Raw genomic sequence first — 16,040 nt, 5'->3', positions numbered from 1 at the left:
TCCAGCACCACCGCGTTGCCCAACAGGTCTCCTCAGTACATGGGGACGCCGCAGGATACGAGACGCATCCTGCGGCGCTTGATTCCACGTAACTAATAGGGACCGCGTCCACGCCTTCTTCCGGCGCCGGCGCGACAAGGGCCTGGTCGCCGAGTTCCACGACCGGCTGCGCGACCTGGCCCGCACCGCCTCCGAGACCGACCCCGAAAGCTGCACCGAGGGCGACGTCTGCCGCATCATCACCGCCGGCCGAGCCCGCAGCCCGGCCGCCATGCGGTCGACGTTCCACTGGAGCACGTCCAGCTCGACCATGATGTCCGGGGTGTCGATGCCCTCGGGGATACCGACCATCGGTTTCCTCTTCGACTCGGATCACACCCGCGCGGGCACGCGATCACGGGCAGATCTGCCATGGTCCCGGGCGATGGGTGCCCGCCGCCTACCGCGCGGGTTCCCGTTCCGCGAGGATCAGCTCCAGCAGTTCGTTCGGGGCGACCTCGTCGGGCCACGTGCTCAGGGGCAGGGTGGGCGACCAACGCAGGATGAACGAGGTGCGCTCCTCGGGGGTGTCGCCGCCGTGCCCGCCCTCGTCGAGATGGCCGTGGTCGGCGACGATCACGACGAGCCAGTCCTCGCCGTGCTCCACCGCGCGGGTGTGTACGGCATGCCGGAGCCTGGCCACGTGACGGTCGACCCTGCTCAGAGCCGCCTGGTACTCCTCGGTCCGCGCGCCGTAGACGTGACCGGCGTCGTCCACGTCGCAGAAGTAGACGAACGACACGTCCGGCGAGCGGTGGGAGGTGAGCGCGGCCAGCGCGAAGTCGGTGATCTCGGCGTCGATCCGGACGAAGCCGTGCACCTCGCCGTCGCGGGCGACGACGGTGTGCAGTCCGGCCTTCTGCTGTTCCGCCCGCTGGTGGACGACGGGGCCGAGCCCGTCCGGGGAGACCAGCGGGGGCCAGCCGGCCGCCGCGAACGTCCGGGTGGTCTGGTCCTGGTAGAAGGCCCGGGAGAGCAGGTCCGGGTGGTGGTGGAGCCGGTGACCGACGAAGGAGTTGTCCCTGATCCCGTGCTGGGCGTGGGTGGTCCCGGTGAGGATCGAGGACCAGCCGGGTCCGGACATGGTCGGCACTTCCATGGTCATGGGCATCAGGTGGCCCTCCTCTGCCATGGCGCGGAGCGTGGGGGCGGCAGGCGAGTCGGCGGTCAGGTCCCAGCGGAGTCCGTCGATGCCGATCAGGAGGATGCGGGTCCGGGCGGCGGGCGTTGGCGAGAGCAATGCGTTCGGCACGGGCGGTTCAGCTTTCAGCGGGGGTTTCGACAGGGGTTTCGACGATGGTGCGGGTACGGGTGACGCCGAGGGACACGGGGGTTCCCACCGGGTAGGAGCCCGCCATCGGTGTGGCCAGGTCCACCCGGAGGTGGTCCGCGCCGTGGCGTACGAGGAGCGAGCTGAGCGGCCCGCGCAGGATGTGCTCGACGACGACACCTGCGGCCCCGCCGACGCGGGCTGACTGTACGGAGATGTCCTCGGGGCGGATCAGGGCGACGGCCCGCGCGGACGCGACGGGTTCGCGGTTGGCGACCCGCAGGCCGGCTCCGAACACGGTGATCCGACCGCCGGCCACCGTGCCCTCGATACGGTTGACGACGCCGACGAACTGCGAGACGAACGGCGTCTCGGGTTCGTTGTACAGCGTTTCCGGGGTGGCGAGTTGTTCGATGCGCCCGTCGAGCATGACCCCGACGCGGTCGGCCATGGTGAGCGCTTCTTCCTGGTCGTGCGTCACCATGAGTGTGGTGATGCCCTCTTGGCGTTGGATCCGGCGGATCTCCTCCCGCAGGCGGGCCCGGACGGTCGCGTCGAGAGCGCTCAGCGGCTCGTCCAGCAGCAGCAGTTGGGGCTGGATCGCGAGTGCGCGGGCCAGGGCGACGCGCTGCTGCTGCCCACCGGAGAGCTGGTGGGGGAACTTCCCGCCGTGCTCCGCGAGCCCGACCAACTCCAGGAGTTCATCCGCGCGTTGGGTCCGCCCGCCGCGATCCACGCGCCGGATGCGCAGCCCGTAGGCGACGTTCTCGCGGGCGGACAGGTGCGGGAAGAGCGAGTAGTGCTGGAACACGACGCCGATGTTGCGCGAGCGCGCCGGCGCCGTGGTCTCGTCGCTGCCGGCGATGGTCACACGTCCGGCGTCGGGCCGCTCCAGGCCTGCCAGGATCCGCAGGGTGGTGGTCTTGCCGCAGCCCGAAGGCCCGAGCAGTGCCACCATCTCGCCCTGGACGAGGTCGAGGCTCAGGTCGTCGAGTACGGTCCGACCGGCGTAGGCCTTGCTGACCCCGGCCAGCGAGACGTGGCCCGGACGGGATGCGACAGTGGCCGGGTGGGCCACGCCGAGGGCGTTGGGGGAACTCATGATTCGGTTCGTTTCCGTCGTTGGGCTAGCCACGAGATGCCCGACAGGAGCAGCCACGTGATCATCATGGTCAGGAAGGACAGGGCCGCGGCGCCACGAGGGGAACTGCCGCCCGCCTGCACGGTGTAGACCGGGAACGTGAAGTGCAGCAGCAGGGAGGCCACCGCGAACTCGCTCAGTACGAGCGCGACGCACATGAGCGCCGCGGACAGCAGCGAGGTGCGCAGGACGGGCAGCACGACGCGCACCAGCGTGCGCAGGCTACCGGCGCCCAGAGAGCTGCTCGCCGCCCAGAGGGTGCGCAGATCGGCCGCCCGGAGCTGGGCGTCGAGGGCGCGGTACGCCAGCGGCAGGCACAGCACCACGTAGAACGGCACCAACGAGAGCGGTGAGACGAGGAATCCCGGCATCGTGGCGTGGAAGAACAGCCCCGCTCCGGAGACGAGCGTCACGGACGGCACCACCAGTGGGAGCAGCGACAGCGACTCCGCGAGGTGACGCAGCCTGGCCGTCCCGTGCAGGTGGAGGACCAGCAGGGTCGGCAGCAGCAGCGCGAGCGTCGCGAGGGTGGACAGGACGGCGAGCAGCATCGTCATGTCCAGCGCGTCGCCGGCACCCGCCGAGGTGAGGACGGCGGCCAGGTTGTCGAGCGTCGCGCCCGCCTTGCCCGGAACGGTGAACCCGAAGACGGCGGCCCCGGCCACCGGGACCAGGAACCCGAGGAGGGCGACGGCGAGGACCGCCGTACGGAGCAGTCCCCCGATGCGGAACGGCCGCCGGGAGGTCAGTGGCTCAGCCATGCCCGGCTCCTCCGTTCGAGCAGTGCCCGCGCGCCCATCGCGACCACGATGACGAGCATCATGACCGTGGCCAGGGCGGCTGCGAACGACTCGTCGATGGTCACGTTCCCGGCGATGAAGAAGCCGATCAGCAGCGGTACGAGGTTCAGGCCGCCCCCGGCCAGGGCGTATGCGGTGGCGTACGCCGAGAACGCGTTGGCGAAGAGCAGCAGCAGTGCCCCGCCGAGCGAGGGGGCGAGCACCGGCAGGGCGATGTCCTTCGCGTACCGCCACCCGGTGGCGCCCAGGGTGCTCGCGGCCTCGTGCCACTCGCGGCGCAGGCCGGCCAGCGCGGGCAGCATCAGCACCGCCATGAGGGGAATCTGGAAGTACAGGTACACGAGTGCGACGCCCAGGAAGGAGTCGAGCCGGAATCCGTGCAGCAGACCGGGCAGCAGCCAGGTCACCAGCCCCTGCCCGCCGATCGTGGCGATGAAGGAGAACGCCAGCGGCACTCCGCCGGACTGCGAGGCCATGGCCGCATAGGACAGGGCCAGGTTCTTGAGCCACCGGGGGCGCTCCGCGCCGACGAGCGCCCAGGCCAGGACCAGCCCGGCGGCTCCGCCGACGACCGCCGTGACCAGGGACAGGTTGGTGGTCAGGACGAACGCGTCGAAGTACTGGGGCTCGAAGACCCGGGCCATCGACTCGGTCGACCAGGCCCCGGCGACCTGGAACGCCTGGAGGACGTTCGCCGCGACCGGCAGGAAGAGGAAGACCAGGAGGAAGACGAAGTACGGCAGTGTGCCGAGGGCCGGGCGGCGCAGCCCGCGCGCTGCGGCCTTCGGGCCCGCCATCAGGCGCGGACCTTCGCGGCCCAGGTGTCGGTCACGAGCTTGTTGGCCTTCGCGCCCTGGTCGACGGTCGGGAAGGTCACCTTGCGGAGGATCTCCGGGTCCGGGAGGTTGGCCATCGCCTCCTTGGACAGCTTGCCGGCCTGCGCGAGCTCGGTGAACCGGGCCGGCACCGCGCCGCCGAGGGCGTACTGTTCGGCGCCCTCGTCGCTGGTCAGCCAGTCCACCCACAGCCGTGCCGCGTTCGGCTGCGGCGAGGCCTTCGTGACGGGCTGCACGTAGTACGTGCCGAAGACGCCCTCGGCCGGGACGAAGAACTCCAGGTCCACGCCGGTGCGCTTCAGCTCGGCGCTCATGCCGGTGAAGTTGTAGTTCCAGTCGAAGACGACCGCCGCCTGGCCGGAGGCCAGCGCGCTGCTCGTCTTGGAGATGTTGACGAGGTTGCCGCGCTTGGCGAGGTCCGCGAAGTACTCGATGCCCGGGGTGATGTCGTCCGTCGAACCGCCGTAGGCGAGAGCCGCGGCGAAGACGGTGGCGAGGGAGGTGGCGCCGGTCCGCGGGTCGCCGGGCAGGGCGACCTTGCCCTTGTACTCGGGGCGCTTGAGGTCCTCGAAGCTCGCCGGGCGCGGGGCGGCCTTGGTGTTGACGCCGATGGAGACCACCCCGTAGTAGGCGCCGACCCACAGGCCGTTCGGGTCCTTGAGGTTGTCCGGGATCCGGTCGAAGTTGCTCGGCTTGTAGGCCTCGATCAGTCCCTGCTCGGTGGCGGGCTTGGTGAAGGAGTAACCGATGTCGATGGAGTCCGGCTGGGAGGACTGGCCGAGCAGGGTCTTGACCGCCTTGACCTCTTCCGCCGACGAGGCGTCGGGGGACGCCACCGGGGTCTCGATGCCGTACTTGGCGCGGAACTTCTCCAGCTGGCCCTTGTAGTTGGCCCAGGTGTCCGGCAGGGCGATGAGCTGGACCTTGCCCTCCTTCTTCGCCAGCGCGGCGATCTCGTCCAGGGAGGATCCGACGGGCTTGCGCGAGCCGGCCGACGAACCACTGGCGCATCCGGCCAGGGTCGTACCGAGGGCGGCCGCGCCCAGGCCGAGGGCGGACAGGCGCAGGAAGCTGCGGCGGGAGGGGACGGACGCGGGCAGGTGCGTGGACATGGTGGCGCCGTTCTTGAGGGTAGGGGCAGTGAGCCGATCTCGCTCACCGCCCGCCATGCTGCGCGCCGTTCATGACCAAAGGCTGGTGTCAAGGCAAACAGTCAACAAACTTTGGTCTAGACCGAAAACTGCTACGCTCACCCCGCCTGCCCATCGAAACCCATCAAAGGACTCCCCCTATGTCCAACACCATCTTCGATCTTGAAGCCGCCCTTGCGGCCCTCCATGGGGCAGAGGGTGTGCTGTTCGACTTCAACGGCACGCTCTCCCTCGACGAGGACCTCGTCGGCCGACTGTACGCGGACGCGGCCGAGGAACTGTGCGGCATCGAGCTGGGATGGGAGGAGTACGAGCGCCGCTTCGTCGGGATCAGCGACCTCGAAATCTGCGCGGCACTCTCGCACGGCGATGCCCACCTCGCCGACCGGATCCTCGGTCACATGTGCTCGGCCTACGCCCGCGAGGTAGCCGAACGGCCCCGCATCCCGGCCTCCCACGTCAAGCTCGTCCGGCGCCTGGCGGAGGCCGGCATCGAGGTCGGTGTGGTCACCGGAACGGTGCGGCGCCTGCTGGAGCCGGCCCTCGCCACGACCGGCCTGGACTCCGTCGTCAAGGTCACGGTGTGCTGCGAGGACGTCATCGCAGGCAAGCCGAGCCCCGAGGGCTTCCTGCGCGGGGCCGCCCTCCTGGGGGTGTCCCCCGAACGCACCGTCGTCGTCGAGGACTCCCACGCCGGGATCGGTGCCGCACACGCCGCCGGCATGGCCTGCGTTCTCGTCGGACCGCTCGCCCACAGCGCGCCCAAGGGCACCCACCCCGTCGGCGACCTCGCGGCCCTCGTTCGCTAGCGACCCGCCCGGACAGGCCCTACAACCCCGGCCCGCTTCCGGTGGTCACACGCACGCGCAGCGCATCCGCCCGATAGACGTCGTGCGCGTACTCGATCGCCCGGCCGTCCTCCCGGTAGGAGGTGCGCATGAGCCGAAGCACCGGACTCCGGGCGCCCACACCCAGGAGTTCCCGCTCCTCCGCCGACACGACGGCCGGAAGCAGTTCCTCGACCTTCCGTACCGGTGTCGAGCGGTACTCGCCGAGCACCGCGTACACCGAACCCGTGATCCGCCCGAGCGGGAACCCCGGCAGGAGCGCCGCCGGATACCAGGCGCCCTCGATCGCGACGGCTTCCCCATCCGCGAACCGAAGCCGCCGCAGGTGGTGCACCTCATCCCCGGCCGCCAGCCCGAGCCCCGCCGCCACCTCGGGCGACGCCGCCACGCTCTCCGCGGCGAGGACCGTCGAGGCGACCTCGATCCCTTCCGCAGCCAGCTGCTGGACCAGGCCCACCATGGACGCGAGCTCAAGGACCGGGGCACCGGCGGAGACGAAGGTCCCCCCGGCCCGGCCGGGACGCCGCTTCACCAGGCCCCGGAACTGCAGCGACTCGACGGCCTGGCGCAGCGTCATACGGCTGACGCCCAACTCCGCGGCCAACTCGCGCTCGGCCGGAAACTTCATCCCCGAGGCATACCGCCCGGACACGATCCGGGCATGCAGAACGTCCTCGACCCGCTGCACTGAAGAATCGAACGACGCCATTGCCATAGTTTATCCAGCAACGAACACGAGGCCGCTCACCGAGGGCCCGACAAGGAAACCTGTACCACCCGCCAGTGGCGACAAGTCGCTTGAGGCGTCGCATGACGTCTTTCTCGGACGGCGGTCACCGGACCGGGACGCGGCTGCGAAATGCGCCCGGGCCTCCTCCAGGTTCCCACGGCCCTGGAGGAGGCCCCCGAGGTGGAAGGCGGCCTGCACGGCGGTCCTGGGTATCACGGCCCGGGTCGCCTCGCGGTAGAGGGATTCCGCCAGGTCCTGGTCACCTCTGCGGTCGGCCATCAATGCCTGCGCGAGGAGGGCGGGGCCGACGACTTCGGGGAAGCCTGCGCGGCCGAGGCCGCCCACGACCTGAAGGCATTCCTGGAACTGGCCAAGCACGCGGCCACGGGCGGCTGACGGACCCCGGCACGAGGGCGTTCGGCCGCACCGGCCCCATCACTCACGAACGTCACATCCGGTGATCCCACGATCCCGCCAGTCCAGAACGGCGGCGGCCACGACAACGACCACGTCGACGACACCCATGGCGTCCCAGCTCCACGTTCCCGTCTCGCACTTCCACTGCCCCGCCCCGCCCCACCCCGGGGGTAGGGGCCCGTGGACGAGTACGTTCGACTGGCTTCGGCCCGTCGATCAGGGTGTCATCGCGTTCCCGTTGCCAGGTCGTCCAGCAGTGCGTCGGCGATCACTTCCTCGACCACGGCTGTGCGCAACTCGGCCATCGCCTCGACGAGTGCCGGGTCCCACGGTGCGGGCGTGAGGCGCCCGGGGTCGGGGCCCGGGCGGACCAGGGCTGCGGCAGACCGGTAGTCCCCGGTTGTCATGCGCCAGGGTACGGCTCCGGTCTTGGCCATGACGTGGGCGGCGATCCGGATGCCCTCGCCGTCGAAGTCGCCGTGGTGGTGGAGGGAGGCGCCGTCGCCGCCGAGTCGGCGCAGCAGGTGGATGACGGCGGTGTTGGGCCAGCCGGAGGTGCAGACCAGCGGCGGGCAGTGGGGGCCGAAGCGGCGCAGGGCCAGGGCGAGCACGCTGGGGTTCTCGGTGATGTGCACCGGCCCGGCGGGTACGGCGAGTTCGCCGGGTGAGCGGAGCTGGGCGAGGGTGAGGCTGACGGGGTGACCGGCTTCGGCGCAGACGCGGGAGACCCTGGCGACCGGGCCGTCGCCGTCGAGGCGCAGACCGACGGCGAGCACGGTGGCGGAGAGCTGGTCGTCGGCCACGCCGGCCCGGCTCCAGAGCGCACGCCGGGCCTCGGCGCTGTCCGGTACGTCGGTGCCGTACAGCGCCGCCAGGGCGCGCAGGACGAGGCCGGAAAGCCGGGTGCCGTCGTCGAGGGCGTGGGCGTCGCCGTCGAGGTGGCGGGCGGCGATGACCGGCAGTGGCTCGCCGTCGGCCGGGAGCGCGGCGAGGACGGTCAGCGCGGCGGTCAGCAGGCTCCGGGTTCGGCCGGGTGAGCCGTCGACGAGGCCGTTGGTCCGCAGGTGGCCGACCCAGTCCATGAGAACGGGCTGGGCGCAGACCACCTGGTGGCCGGCCAACCACCCCCACAGGGCGTCGCGTTGACCGGCCTTGCGCTCACGCTCGGCGGCCCGGTCGGGGATCGGGCCGAGGATCGCGGTCACCACCTCCCGAACCGTTCGACCGCAGGCGTCAACCACGGCGCTCTCCAGTCCGGCGAGAGGAATCGTCGGTTCGACGCCGGGGAGCCGGTCGAGCCCGAGGAGGTCGGCCAGGGCCTCCCGGCCGGCGTCGTCGAGTGGCCCGGACCGCACACGGCTGACGGGGCGGCCGGTCGACAGGCGCTCGTGGACGGCCGACCAGAAGGGGCGGAGCCCGGGAAGGTCGAGGGGATGGCGGTCCGTCATGCCGGTTCGTCCGTGTCGGCTTCGTCGGGCAGCAGGTCGGTGCCCGTCCAGGTGAAGCGGGCGCTGGTGACGGCATCGTCACCGTCGCCTCCGGTGATCAGCTGGTGGACGGCGATGCCGGAGAGCTCCCGGTAGGTGCACCACTCGTGGTCCGAGGTGAGCACCAGGTCGAGGTCGAGCGCCGCGAGGAGGGCGAAGACCTGCCCCCGGTTGACGGTGTCGACGCCGACGAACACCTCGTCGAGCAGGATCAGTCTCGGGGAACCCGGCACCGCCTCGTAGTGGGCGGCCACAGCGGCGAACAGCGGAAGATGGAGGGCGATGGCCTTCTCGCCGCCCGAGAGCGCGCCGTGGAGCTTCTTGGTGAGCAGCTGCCACCCGGAGCCGTTGGCGCGGTCCAGCTTGACGACGAACTGGTGCCAGGCCGTGTAGTCGAGGACTTCGGCGAGCTGCTCCTCCCAAGTGGCGGCCGTGTTACGGGTCTTGGCCTCCTCGATGCGGCCCCGGAAGAAGGCGTGCAGGGCCTCGCGGTCGGCTTCGGTGATCCGGGTCGGGTCCTTGAGGAGCAGTTCCCGGGCCGTTCGGGTGCCGGCGGGCAGGTCGGGGTGGATCTGCCACACCAGCCGGACGGCCACCCGCGAGGCGGTGCGGACCCGTTCGAGGTGGCCGTTCATCCGCTCGACCAGTTCACCGGCCTGGCGGATGCGGGAGGCGAGGTGGCGGCGGGTGTCGCCGGTGAGGGTCCGGTCGAAGAGACCGCGTTCGGCGGCGGTGATGTCGTCCTGGCTGCGGTCACGGTCTCCGGTGAGGATGGAGAGGAGGCCGGCCGCGCCGACCCGGATGCCGTCGACGGTGGCGGTGAGGACGTGGATGTCGTCCTCGGCTTCGAGTTCGAGGTCGGCACGGCTGCTGAGGCTCTGGCGGGCGCGGTGGACGGCTTCGGAGAGACGGTTCAGGGAGTCGCCGAGGTTCCTGGTGCCGTGCGGCAGGTTGGGCCAGGCGGCAGCCGTCTCGCGGGCCGCTTCGAGGGTGGCGCGGGTGCCGTCCTCGGAGGTGAGGGCGAGGCCGAGGCCCGCGTCCTCGGGGAATCCGAGGACGCAGAGGCGCCGGAAGCCCCGGGCGGCCTCGTTGCGGGCCGCCACGGCGTCGTCACGCCGGCCCGCGTCCTGGGCCATGGTGGCGCTCAGTGAGCCGATCCGGCCTTCCAGCATGATGAGCGCCCGGGTACTGGTGTCGATCTCGCGGCGGGTCCGGTCGAGCGACTTTCGCAGGTCGCTCATCCGGGCGGCCACCTGGCGGTAGTCCTCGCCGACGGTGCTCTCGACGGCCCGGAGCGCGGATCGCAGCCCTCGGGCGGACGCCTCGGCCTCCTCGGCTTCGGCCACGCTCTCCGCGGCGGCGTCCGCGGAGGCCTCGGCGTGGCTGCGGGCGGTGTCCCAGGAGTGCCGGGCGGCCACCCAGACGAGGTGGGCGTCCAGCCAGACGTCGGCCTGTTCGCGCAGCCCGTCGACGGCCGTGGCGGTCGCGTCCAGGGCGGTGCGTTCGGTCGGCAGGGCGTGCTCGGCAGATGCGAGGGCGAGGGCGCGCAGCGCGGTCGCGACCGCGTCCTCCTGCTGGGCGAGCCGCTCGACGGCCTCGCGCACGGCGTCCTCACGGGCGCCCACCTCGGACTCGGACCGCTCCCAGGCGCGCTTGACCTGGTCCACGTCCCGATGGTGCGGCCGGGACCGGAGGTCGGCGCCGAGGCGCTGCCGGCGGTCGGCGAGGGCGCGCAGCCGCACCTCGAATCCGGTGACGGTGGTGCCGGCCTCGGCCAGTTCGGAGGTGAGGGCAGCGATTCGCCGCTGCCTGGCGCGTTCCCTGGCCGCGGCTCCGATGTGGTGGGATTCCTCCTTCGTCCAGGAGCCCATCGCCGTCGCCAGCCGCCAGCTTCCGTCGGCCGCCACGGCGGCGGGGTGGCCCGCGGGGAGTGTGGGGCCGTAGGCGATGCCGGCGAGCAGCCGCTGCACCCGGACGACCGGCACCGGGCCGTCGGGTTCGGGAGCCAGGACGTCGAGCAGCGAGGAGCCCGGTGCGGGCACGGCCGATGCGGGGTCGGCCAGGGTGTCGTGACCGACGACGGCGGTGCCGCCGTCGGGGGTCATCCAGGCGTCCAGCAGGCCGGCCGCTTCCAGGGCAGCTTCGATACCGGCCTGGTCTTCGAGCGGCACGTCCGGCCGGAACGCCACCAGTCGCCACAGCGGCGCTCCCGGCAGGACCGACCGGTCGGCCGTGCGGGTGTGCGGTGGGACCGGCGGGAGATCGGTCGCCGCCGCCGTGTCCTCCAGCTCCGCGGCGACCCGGTCACGCCGGGCGCGGGCGTCCTCCAGGCCGGCGCGGACGGTCGTCTCCTCGGCGGTGATGGCGCTCTCCGCCGCACGGGCCGCGGCCTCGACCAGCGTGAGGACGTCCGTCTCGGCGGCGGCCCGGGAGGCGAGTTCCTCGACGTCGTCGATGTGCAGTTCGGAGCAGTCGGCCGTCGCCCACTGGCGCAGCCGGTCGGTGTGGGCATCGACGGCGGTCTCGTAGGCGCGGGCGTTGCCGTCGCGCCGCGTGGTCGCCTCGGCCAGTCGCTCGCGCGCCGTGTCGAGGTGGCGCTCCGCCGTCGTCCGGTCCGCGACGCGACGTTCGTGGCGTTCGAGGGCGGCCCGGACCTGGGCGATCTGGCCGTGCCGCGAAGTGACCGCACCGCGCAGCAGGCGGCGGGCGACGCGCCGCTGCTCCTCCGCGTCCCCGGCCGGACCCGGTGCGGTGTCGAGCGTCGTCTGCATCTCGGTGCAGAGGGACTCCATGGCCGCACGCCGCGCCGCACCCCGGGTGTCCTCCCTGGCGACGCGGGTGTGCTCGGCCCGCTGCTCGGAGCGCAGCCGCGCCTCGGCGGCCCGCTCGGCCTCCTCGGTGGCCGCGTGGATCTTCCGGTCGGCGCCGGCGCGCAGACGGGCTGCGGTCCCGGCGGCGTGGTCGGCCCTGCGGCGGAGCTGGTCGAGTTCCTGTCCCTGCCGGTAGACCTCGGAGTCGAGCAGCCCCTCGATGGCGCCGTCGATCTCCTGAGCCCGGTGTCCGAGCTCGTCCTTCGTACGAGTGCTCTCCTCGCGCTCGCGCAGGGCTTCGGCGTGCGCGACCTCGCTCTCCCGGGCGATGCGGGTGAGGTTGTCCATCTCGGTCGTCGCGGAGATGAGCGCCGCCGCCCCGGCGCGCAGGACGCGCTGGGCGTAGCCGCGTTGCTGGTTCGCGACGGCGGTGGCCGCGGCCACTTCGTCGTCCAGGGTCTTCAGGTGTTCGCGCTGCCGGTCGAGGCGTTCGAAGCCTTCGGCCAGTTCGGTGATCTCGCCCTGACCGAGCGGGGGCAGGGCCCGGGAGAGCAGGGAGGACAGCAGCGACGGGTCCAGGCGCTCGGAGAGCTTGGGGGTGCGGAGCTGGAGCAGGGCGGTGATCAGGGCGTCGTAGCGCTGCTCGCTCAATCCGGGAAAGAGCGTGCTCCGGACGGTGTTGCGGTAGTCGGTCGACGATCCGTGCAGCTCGCCCCGGCCTTGCAGGACTTCGGCCAGGGCTGCGCGGGTGAGTGGCTGTCCGGCGTCGTTGACCAGGGAGAGACCGCCTGGGCTGTCGATCCGGCCGCCGGTGGTGAAGTAGTCGGCGGTGACACCGGTGGTGTGCACGCTGGCCTGGAGCCTGGCGCCGCAGGTGAACCAGACGGGATCGCCGTCGTCGTGGACGAACTCCAGCCACACGTATCCGACGCGGGTCTTGCCCGAGGTGCCCTCGCCCATCAGGTTCCAGTGCATGGTGCGTTCGGAGCCGCCGAAGGTGGACAGCCTGTTGGGGCGCAGGCTGGCGTCGAGCAGGAACGGCAGCAGCACCTCCAGCGCCTTGGACTTGCCGGTGCCGTTCTGCCCCCGCAGGAGCAGCCGGCCCTCGTGGAAGGTGAAGGTCTCGTCGTAGTAGCGCCAGACGTTGAGGATGCCGGCCCTGGAGGGCTGCCACCGCGCAGCTGCCCCCGGCGTCCGGAACGTGGAGGGCTGCGGGAGTCGTGTCACGGTCATCGGGAGTCCTCGCTGGTCATGTTGCGGGGCCGTCGGCCATCGTGGTCCGGTACCGGAACGCCGCGGGCCGGGGAACGGTGCGGTCGCCGATCCGGCGGGCCAGGCCGAAGTCGGTGAGGACGCGGACGGCGTCGGCGGTGAGGCGCTGGGCGCCGTCCTCCGACTGGTAGCTCCTCGCCCACTGGGGGAAGCGCCGCAGGAGTTCGTTCGCCTCTCCGGTGAGCTGTTCCGGCGTCAGCCCGCCCGGAGCCGCCGTCAGCGGTTCCAGCAGGAGCAGGGCGGCGACACGGGCCGTCGCGGAGTCGTCCGGGAAGCGGCTGTCGGTGGCGATCCCGTCCGGGTCGACGAGCAGCAGGCCGTCGGCCCGTTCCTCCAGCACGAATCCGCCCTGCTCGGCGGCGCGCCGGACGATCTGGCGCCCTGTCGGGGAGGTGAGGTAGGCCAGTTCGTCGGCGCGGAGCTCGTCGTGGTGGAGGACGGGATCGTCGAAGAGGCGGCGCAGCACCGAGTGCCGCAGCCTGAGGTTGCGCTGTGCGTCGGAGGCGTCGGCACCACCGTACCGGCTCTCGCGTACGGTGCCCTCGACCAGTTCCTCGAAGCGCAGCGGTACGTCCTCCGCCGGGACGGCCCGACGGGACGGCCCGACGGGCGCGGCGAGCAGGCGCATCAGCACGGTGGCGTCCACCCGGTAGAGGACCTTGGCCTCCGCCGAGTCGACGAAGCTGTCCGTGACGCCGTCCACGGTGAGGAGAGCCCCGTAGGACTCCAGCAGTTTGAGGACGTCCACGAAGGCCATGCGCTCGGGCTTGCTCGCCGTGTCGAAGGGCGGCAGCGCCTCGTCGGTGGCACAGGCCTGGACGACGCGGTCGGCGATCAGGCCGACCGTCGTCACCGGGACCGGGAGCAGCTCGGCCGCGACGACGCACAGCAGGGTGTAGCGGCGGCGGTCGAACGGCGCCTTTCCGGACCGCAGCCTGCGGGCGGGGCGTGAGCTGTCGGGGACGGTCCGGATCTTGAACAGGCGCGTGTACCCCAGGCGCGGCTCCACCACGAGCTGCCAGCCGCAGTGGTAGTCGAACCACTTCGTCAACGGATCCTGTCGGCGGCGGATCAGCTCGAAGGCGGGCGGGTCGCCGCGCTCGGTGATCAGCGGCCGGCCGAGGAGCAGTCTGATGCCACGGGCGACGTCCTGCCGCTCGGCGAGGACCAGCTGATTGGCAAGGGTGCTCATGTGCTCGTCCTGATGGTGATCGCGATTGTGCCCGTCCTGATGGTGATCGCGCTCCGCCCGCTCATGCGCCCTCCTCGCGGATGATCGCCCGCGAGGCGCCCCGGCTGCGGATCTCCACCAGGTGGTCCGGTCCCTCCAGCCTCCCCTGCGGCGTCCGCAGGACGGCCCGTCCGCCGTCGGGCAGCGGCCGGAGCACCACCTCGACCCGGCCGTCCGAGGTGACCGCCCGGCGAGCCCCGCCGGCGTCCGGTCGTACGGCCAGGGCCCTGCCGAGGAGGTCGAGCAGTCGCTCGAAGACGGCGTGGTCCAGCATGCCGAAGTCGGAGAGCCGCACAGGGCCGTCGGTGCCCAGAACGTCCCAGGCGGCTTCGAGTTCGGCACGCTCCTTCCGGGCCCGCTCGGCCCGGGCCGCTTTGATCCCGCCGATGTCGCGCACCCTGCCGGTGCGCGTGAACCGCTCGGTGCGGCCGCTGGTGCGCAGCAGGGCGGACACCTCCACCGGCGGGGCCTCGGCCCAGGTGCCCGACGAGGGCACCAACTCCGGGTCGGGGTGGGCGAGATGGGCGTGGCGGGCCGGGCCGAGACCGAAGGCGGCCGACCACAGACGGTGCAGGTCGTCGTCGGTGGGCGCCGCGGCGAACCAGCGGGCCAGTTCCCGGAAGTCCTGGACCGCGCTGGAGGAGCGACGCCGTGACTCGGTGATCCGGTCGAGGACCTGGAGGAGCGTCACGATCGCCCGCCGCGCCACGTCGTGCAGCTGTTCCACACGGGGTCGTGACCCGTCCGCGGGCCGGAACCAGGCTTGGAGCCCCTCCCAGCGCGCCCGGCGCCGCTCCAACCAGGCCGGCGCGGGATCGCCGTCGGCGACCGGCGGCAGCTCGGCGCCCCGCAGCGCCCGCTCGTGCAGCAGGCTCACCCCGCGCTGCTCGACCCGCTCCACGGCGGAGGCGACCGTCTGTCCCCGCTGGTCGAGGTTGACGAGGAACTCCTGGAGATAGGCCACCGTCGCGGCCTTCACCTCCCGGAAGGTCGCCAGGTCCGCACCCTCGGCGCGCAGCAGGCGCTGCAACTCTCCGTTGAACGCCTTGGTGTTGGACAGGAGCGCCTCCAGGTGGCCCTCCAGCTCCTGGAGCGTGGTGAAGACCCGACGGTCCGAGGAGGCGGAGTCCCCCAGCAGGACGTACAGCTCGTCGAGCCGGTCCGTGATCGCCTCCAGCACCGCGGTCTGGAGCGCACCCGTCGACGCGAGCACCGCGAGGGCGTGCTCGACCCCCGCGAACGCGGCCTCGCCGCGCCGGGTCAGCGAGTACTGGAGGTTACGGCGCTCGTACTCCTCGGCGGTGCGGTAGTTCTCCGCGTGGTTCTGGACGACATCCAGCAGCTGCCACTCCCTGAGCCTTCGCAGCGCCTCCCGCAGGTCGTCGTCGTGGATCTCGTCGAGCCATCCGACCGTCCGCAGACGGGCGCGGACGTCATCCAGCCCGAGCGCGGTCTCCAACCGCTCGTTGGCCGCGCCGAAGGCCCTGAGGATCGCACCGTAGAGTTCGGCCTTGTCCCCCGTCGTGAACCGGAACATCTCCGGCGGCACCCTGCGCAACGGCGCCCCTCCCCTCCGTCGGCACCACAGTACGCGGACGCACGGACGGCGCCGACGCCGAGGCCGTCGACGCCAGGGGTGCGGATGAGGTCGGTGTCGCCGGGGTGGCAGCAACCGCAGGGCTCGGTGCACTCCCGCGGGGTCCGACGCGGTACGGCGGCGAGGGGTGCCGGCACGGAGTCCGACGGGCGGAGCACTGGCGTTTCCTCGGCGTGAGGGCATGCGGTCCGCGCGCCCTTCGCGCACGGCCGGTACGGGATGACGTCCCGGAACGAACCGGGAGTTCACCCAGGTGAACACTTCCCGAAGCGCCGGTGACCGATGAACCGGCCTCGTGTGGATGCCCGTAAGCCCTGATGGTCCGACGTCCGGGGAACCGGGCCGGCGCCCGTTCATCCGGCCGCCGGCTGGGGCGATACCGCATGCCCAATCGGTCAACTTGACCTGATA

13 protein-coding genes are annotated in these 16,040 nt (G+C 72.0%); 2 read left to right on the top strand and 11 right to left on the bottom strand.

Translation table 11 applies throughout. The features are described from left to right. From ACGF0D_RS35465 to ACGF0D_RS35440, 6 genes are all read right to left on the bottom strand, one after another. The coding region (locus tag ACGF0D_RS35465) for a hypothetical protein (protein WP_392923380.1) at positions 1 to 351 on the bottom strand (351 nt) is incomplete at its 3' end. A gap of 88 nt (positions 352 to 439) precedes the next feature. Continuing rightward, entirely contained in the window at positions 440 to 1,291 is an 852-nt protein-coding gene (locus ACGF0D_RS35460; RefSeq protein WP_392923377.1) for an alkaline phosphatase family protein, read from the bottom strand. 7 nt (positions 1,292 to 1,298) lie between these two features. Next, entirely contained in the window at positions 1,299 to 2,411 is a 1,113-nt protein-coding gene (locus tag ACGF0D_RS35455) for an ABC transporter ATP-binding protein (protein WP_392923375.1), read from the bottom strand. After that, positions 2,408 to 3,211 (bottom strand): ABC transporter permease, encoded by an 804-nt coding sequence (locus ACGF0D_RS35450; RefSeq protein ID WP_392923373.1) that lies wholly within the window; start codon positions 3,209 to 3,211, stop codon positions 2,408 to 2,410. The genes ACGF0D_RS35455 and ACGF0D_RS35450 overlap by 4 nt, the downstream gene beginning before the upstream one ends. After that, positions 3,196 to 4,047, bottom strand: coding sequence for an ABC transporter permease (locus ACGF0D_RS35445; protein WP_392923370.1), 852 nt, complete (start codon positions 4,045 to 4,047; stop codon positions 3,196 to 3,198). The genes ACGF0D_RS35450 and ACGF0D_RS35445 overlap by 16 nt, the downstream gene beginning before the upstream one ends. Then, the gene (locus ACGF0D_RS35440) at positions 4,047 to 5,198 is read right to left on the bottom strand and encodes an ABC transporter substrate-binding protein (protein WP_392923367.1); all 1,152 of its coding nucleotides are present in this window, start codon (positions 5,196 to 5,198) and stop codon (positions 4,047 to 4,049) included. Before ACGF0D_RS35440 ends, ACGF0D_RS35445 begins: the two co-directional genes overlap by 1 nt. Before the next feature lie 179 nt (positions 5,199 to 5,377). Here ACGF0D_RS35440 and ACGF0D_RS35435 point away from each other — a divergent pair, with 179 nt between their 5' ends. After that, positions 5,378 to 6,046 carry an HAD family hydrolase gene (locus tag ACGF0D_RS35435; RefSeq protein WP_392923364.1) on the top strand — a complete coding sequence of 223 codons (669 nt, stop codon included), beginning with the start codon at positions 5,378 to 5,380 and terminating at the stop codon, positions 6,044 to 6,046. Between the two features lie 19 nt (positions 6,047 to 6,065). On the opposite strand, the gene ACGF0D_RS35430 is transcribed toward ACGF0D_RS35435, so the two are convergent. Beyond that, on the bottom strand, positions 6,066 to 6,794 hold the full coding sequence (locus tag ACGF0D_RS35430; protein ID WP_392923361.1) for a GntR family transcriptional regulator: 729 nt from the start codon (positions 6,792 to 6,794) through the stop codon (positions 6,066 to 6,068). A 201-nt stretch (positions 6,795 to 6,995) separates the two neighbouring features. Between ACGF0D_RS35430 and ACGF0D_RS35425 the strand changes: the two genes are divergently transcribed. Next, positions 6,996 to 7,211 (top strand): hypothetical protein, encoded by a 216-nt coding sequence (locus ACGF0D_RS35425; protein WP_392923358.1) that lies wholly within the window; start codon positions 6,996 to 6,998, stop codon positions 7,209 to 7,211. A gap of 245 nt (positions 7,212 to 7,456) precedes the next feature. Here the strand turns inward: ACGF0D_RS35425 and ACGF0D_RS35420 are convergent, their stop codons facing one another. The 4 genes from ACGF0D_RS35420 to ACGF0D_RS35405 all read right to left on the bottom strand — a co-directional run bounded on the left by ACGF0D_RS35420 (position 7,457) and on the right by ACGF0D_RS35405 (position 15,569). Next, on the bottom strand, positions 7,457 to 8,680 hold the full coding sequence (locus tag ACGF0D_RS35420; RefSeq protein ID WP_392923357.1) for a TIGR02679 family protein: 1,224 nt from the start codon (positions 8,678 to 8,680) through the stop codon (positions 7,457 to 7,459). Beyond that, positions 8,677 to 12,762 carry a TIGR02680 family protein gene (locus ACGF0D_RS35415; protein ID WP_392923354.1) on the bottom strand — a complete coding sequence of 1,362 codons (4,086 nt, stop codon included), beginning with the start codon at positions 12,760 to 12,762 and terminating at the stop codon, positions 8,677 to 8,679. The genes ACGF0D_RS35420 and ACGF0D_RS35415 overlap by 4 nt, the downstream gene beginning before the upstream one ends. Before the next feature lie 16 nt (positions 12,763 to 12,778). Next, on the bottom strand, positions 12,779 to 13,993 hold the full coding sequence (locus tag ACGF0D_RS35410; RefSeq protein WP_392923352.1) for a TIGR02678 family protein: 1,215 nt from the start codon (positions 13,991 to 13,993) through the stop codon (positions 12,779 to 12,781). Positions 13,994 to 14,054: 61 nt separating this feature from the next. Continuing rightward, positions 14,055 to 15,569 (bottom strand): TIGR02677 family protein, encoded by a 1,515-nt coding sequence (locus ACGF0D_RS35405; RefSeq protein ID WP_392923349.1) that lies wholly within the window; start codon positions 15,567 to 15,569, stop codon positions 14,055 to 14,057. Between the last annotated feature and the right edge of the window lie 471 nt (positions 15,570 to 16,040).

It is taken from the genome of Kitasatospora sp. NPDC048298 (assembly GCF_043201465.1).
Lineage (GTDB): Bacteria > Actinomycetota > Actinomycetes > Streptomycetales > Streptomycetaceae > Kitasatospora.
This window is presented reverse-complemented; position numbering and strand designations above follow the sequence as displayed.

What these genes read in the sequence shown, in the direction of transcription:
- ACGF0D_RS35455 (WP_392923375.1), bottom strand. Translation starts at nt 2,411, where the DNA reads ATGAGTTCCCCCAACGCCCTCGGCGTGGCCCACCCGGCCACTGTCGCA.
- ACGF0D_RS35450 (WP_392923373.1), bottom strand. Translation starts at nt 3,211, where the DNA reads ATGGCTGAGCCACTGACCTCCCGGCGGCCGTTCCGCATCGGGGGACTG.
- ACGF0D_RS35445 (WP_392923370.1), bottom strand. Translation starts at nt 4,047, where the DNA reads ATGGCGGGCCCGAAGGCCGCAGCGCGCGGGCTGCGCCGCCCGGCCCTC.
- ACGF0D_RS35440 (WP_392923367.1), bottom strand. Translation starts at nt 5,198, where the DNA reads ATGTCCACGCACCTGCCCGCGTCCGTCCCCTCCCGCCGCAGCTTCCTG.
- ACGF0D_RS35435 (WP_392923364.1), top strand. Translation starts at nt 5,378, where the DNA reads ATGTCCAACACCATCTTCGATCTTGAAGCCGCCCTTGCGGCCCTCCAT.
- ACGF0D_RS35430 (WP_392923361.1), bottom strand. Translation starts at nt 6,794, where the DNA reads ATGGCGTCGTTCGATTCTTCAGTGCAGCGGGTCGAGGACGTTCTGCAT.
- ACGF0D_RS35420 (WP_392923357.1), bottom strand. Translation starts at nt 8,680, where the DNA reads ATGACGGACCGCCATCCCCTCGACCTTCCCGGGCTCCGCCCCTTCTGG.
- ACGF0D_RS35415 (WP_392923354.1), bottom strand. Translation starts at nt 12,762, where the DNA reads ATGACCGTGACACGACTCCCGCAGCCCTCCACGTTCCGGACGCCGGGG.
- ACGF0D_RS35410 (WP_392923352.1), bottom strand. Translation starts at nt 13,993, where the DNA reads ATGAGCACCCTTGCCAATCAGCTGGTCCTCGCCGAGCGGCAGGACGTC.
- ACGF0D_RS35405 (WP_392923349.1), bottom strand. Translation starts at nt 15,569, where the DNA reads ATGTTCCGGTTCACGACGGGGGACAAGGCCGAACTCTACGGTGCGATC.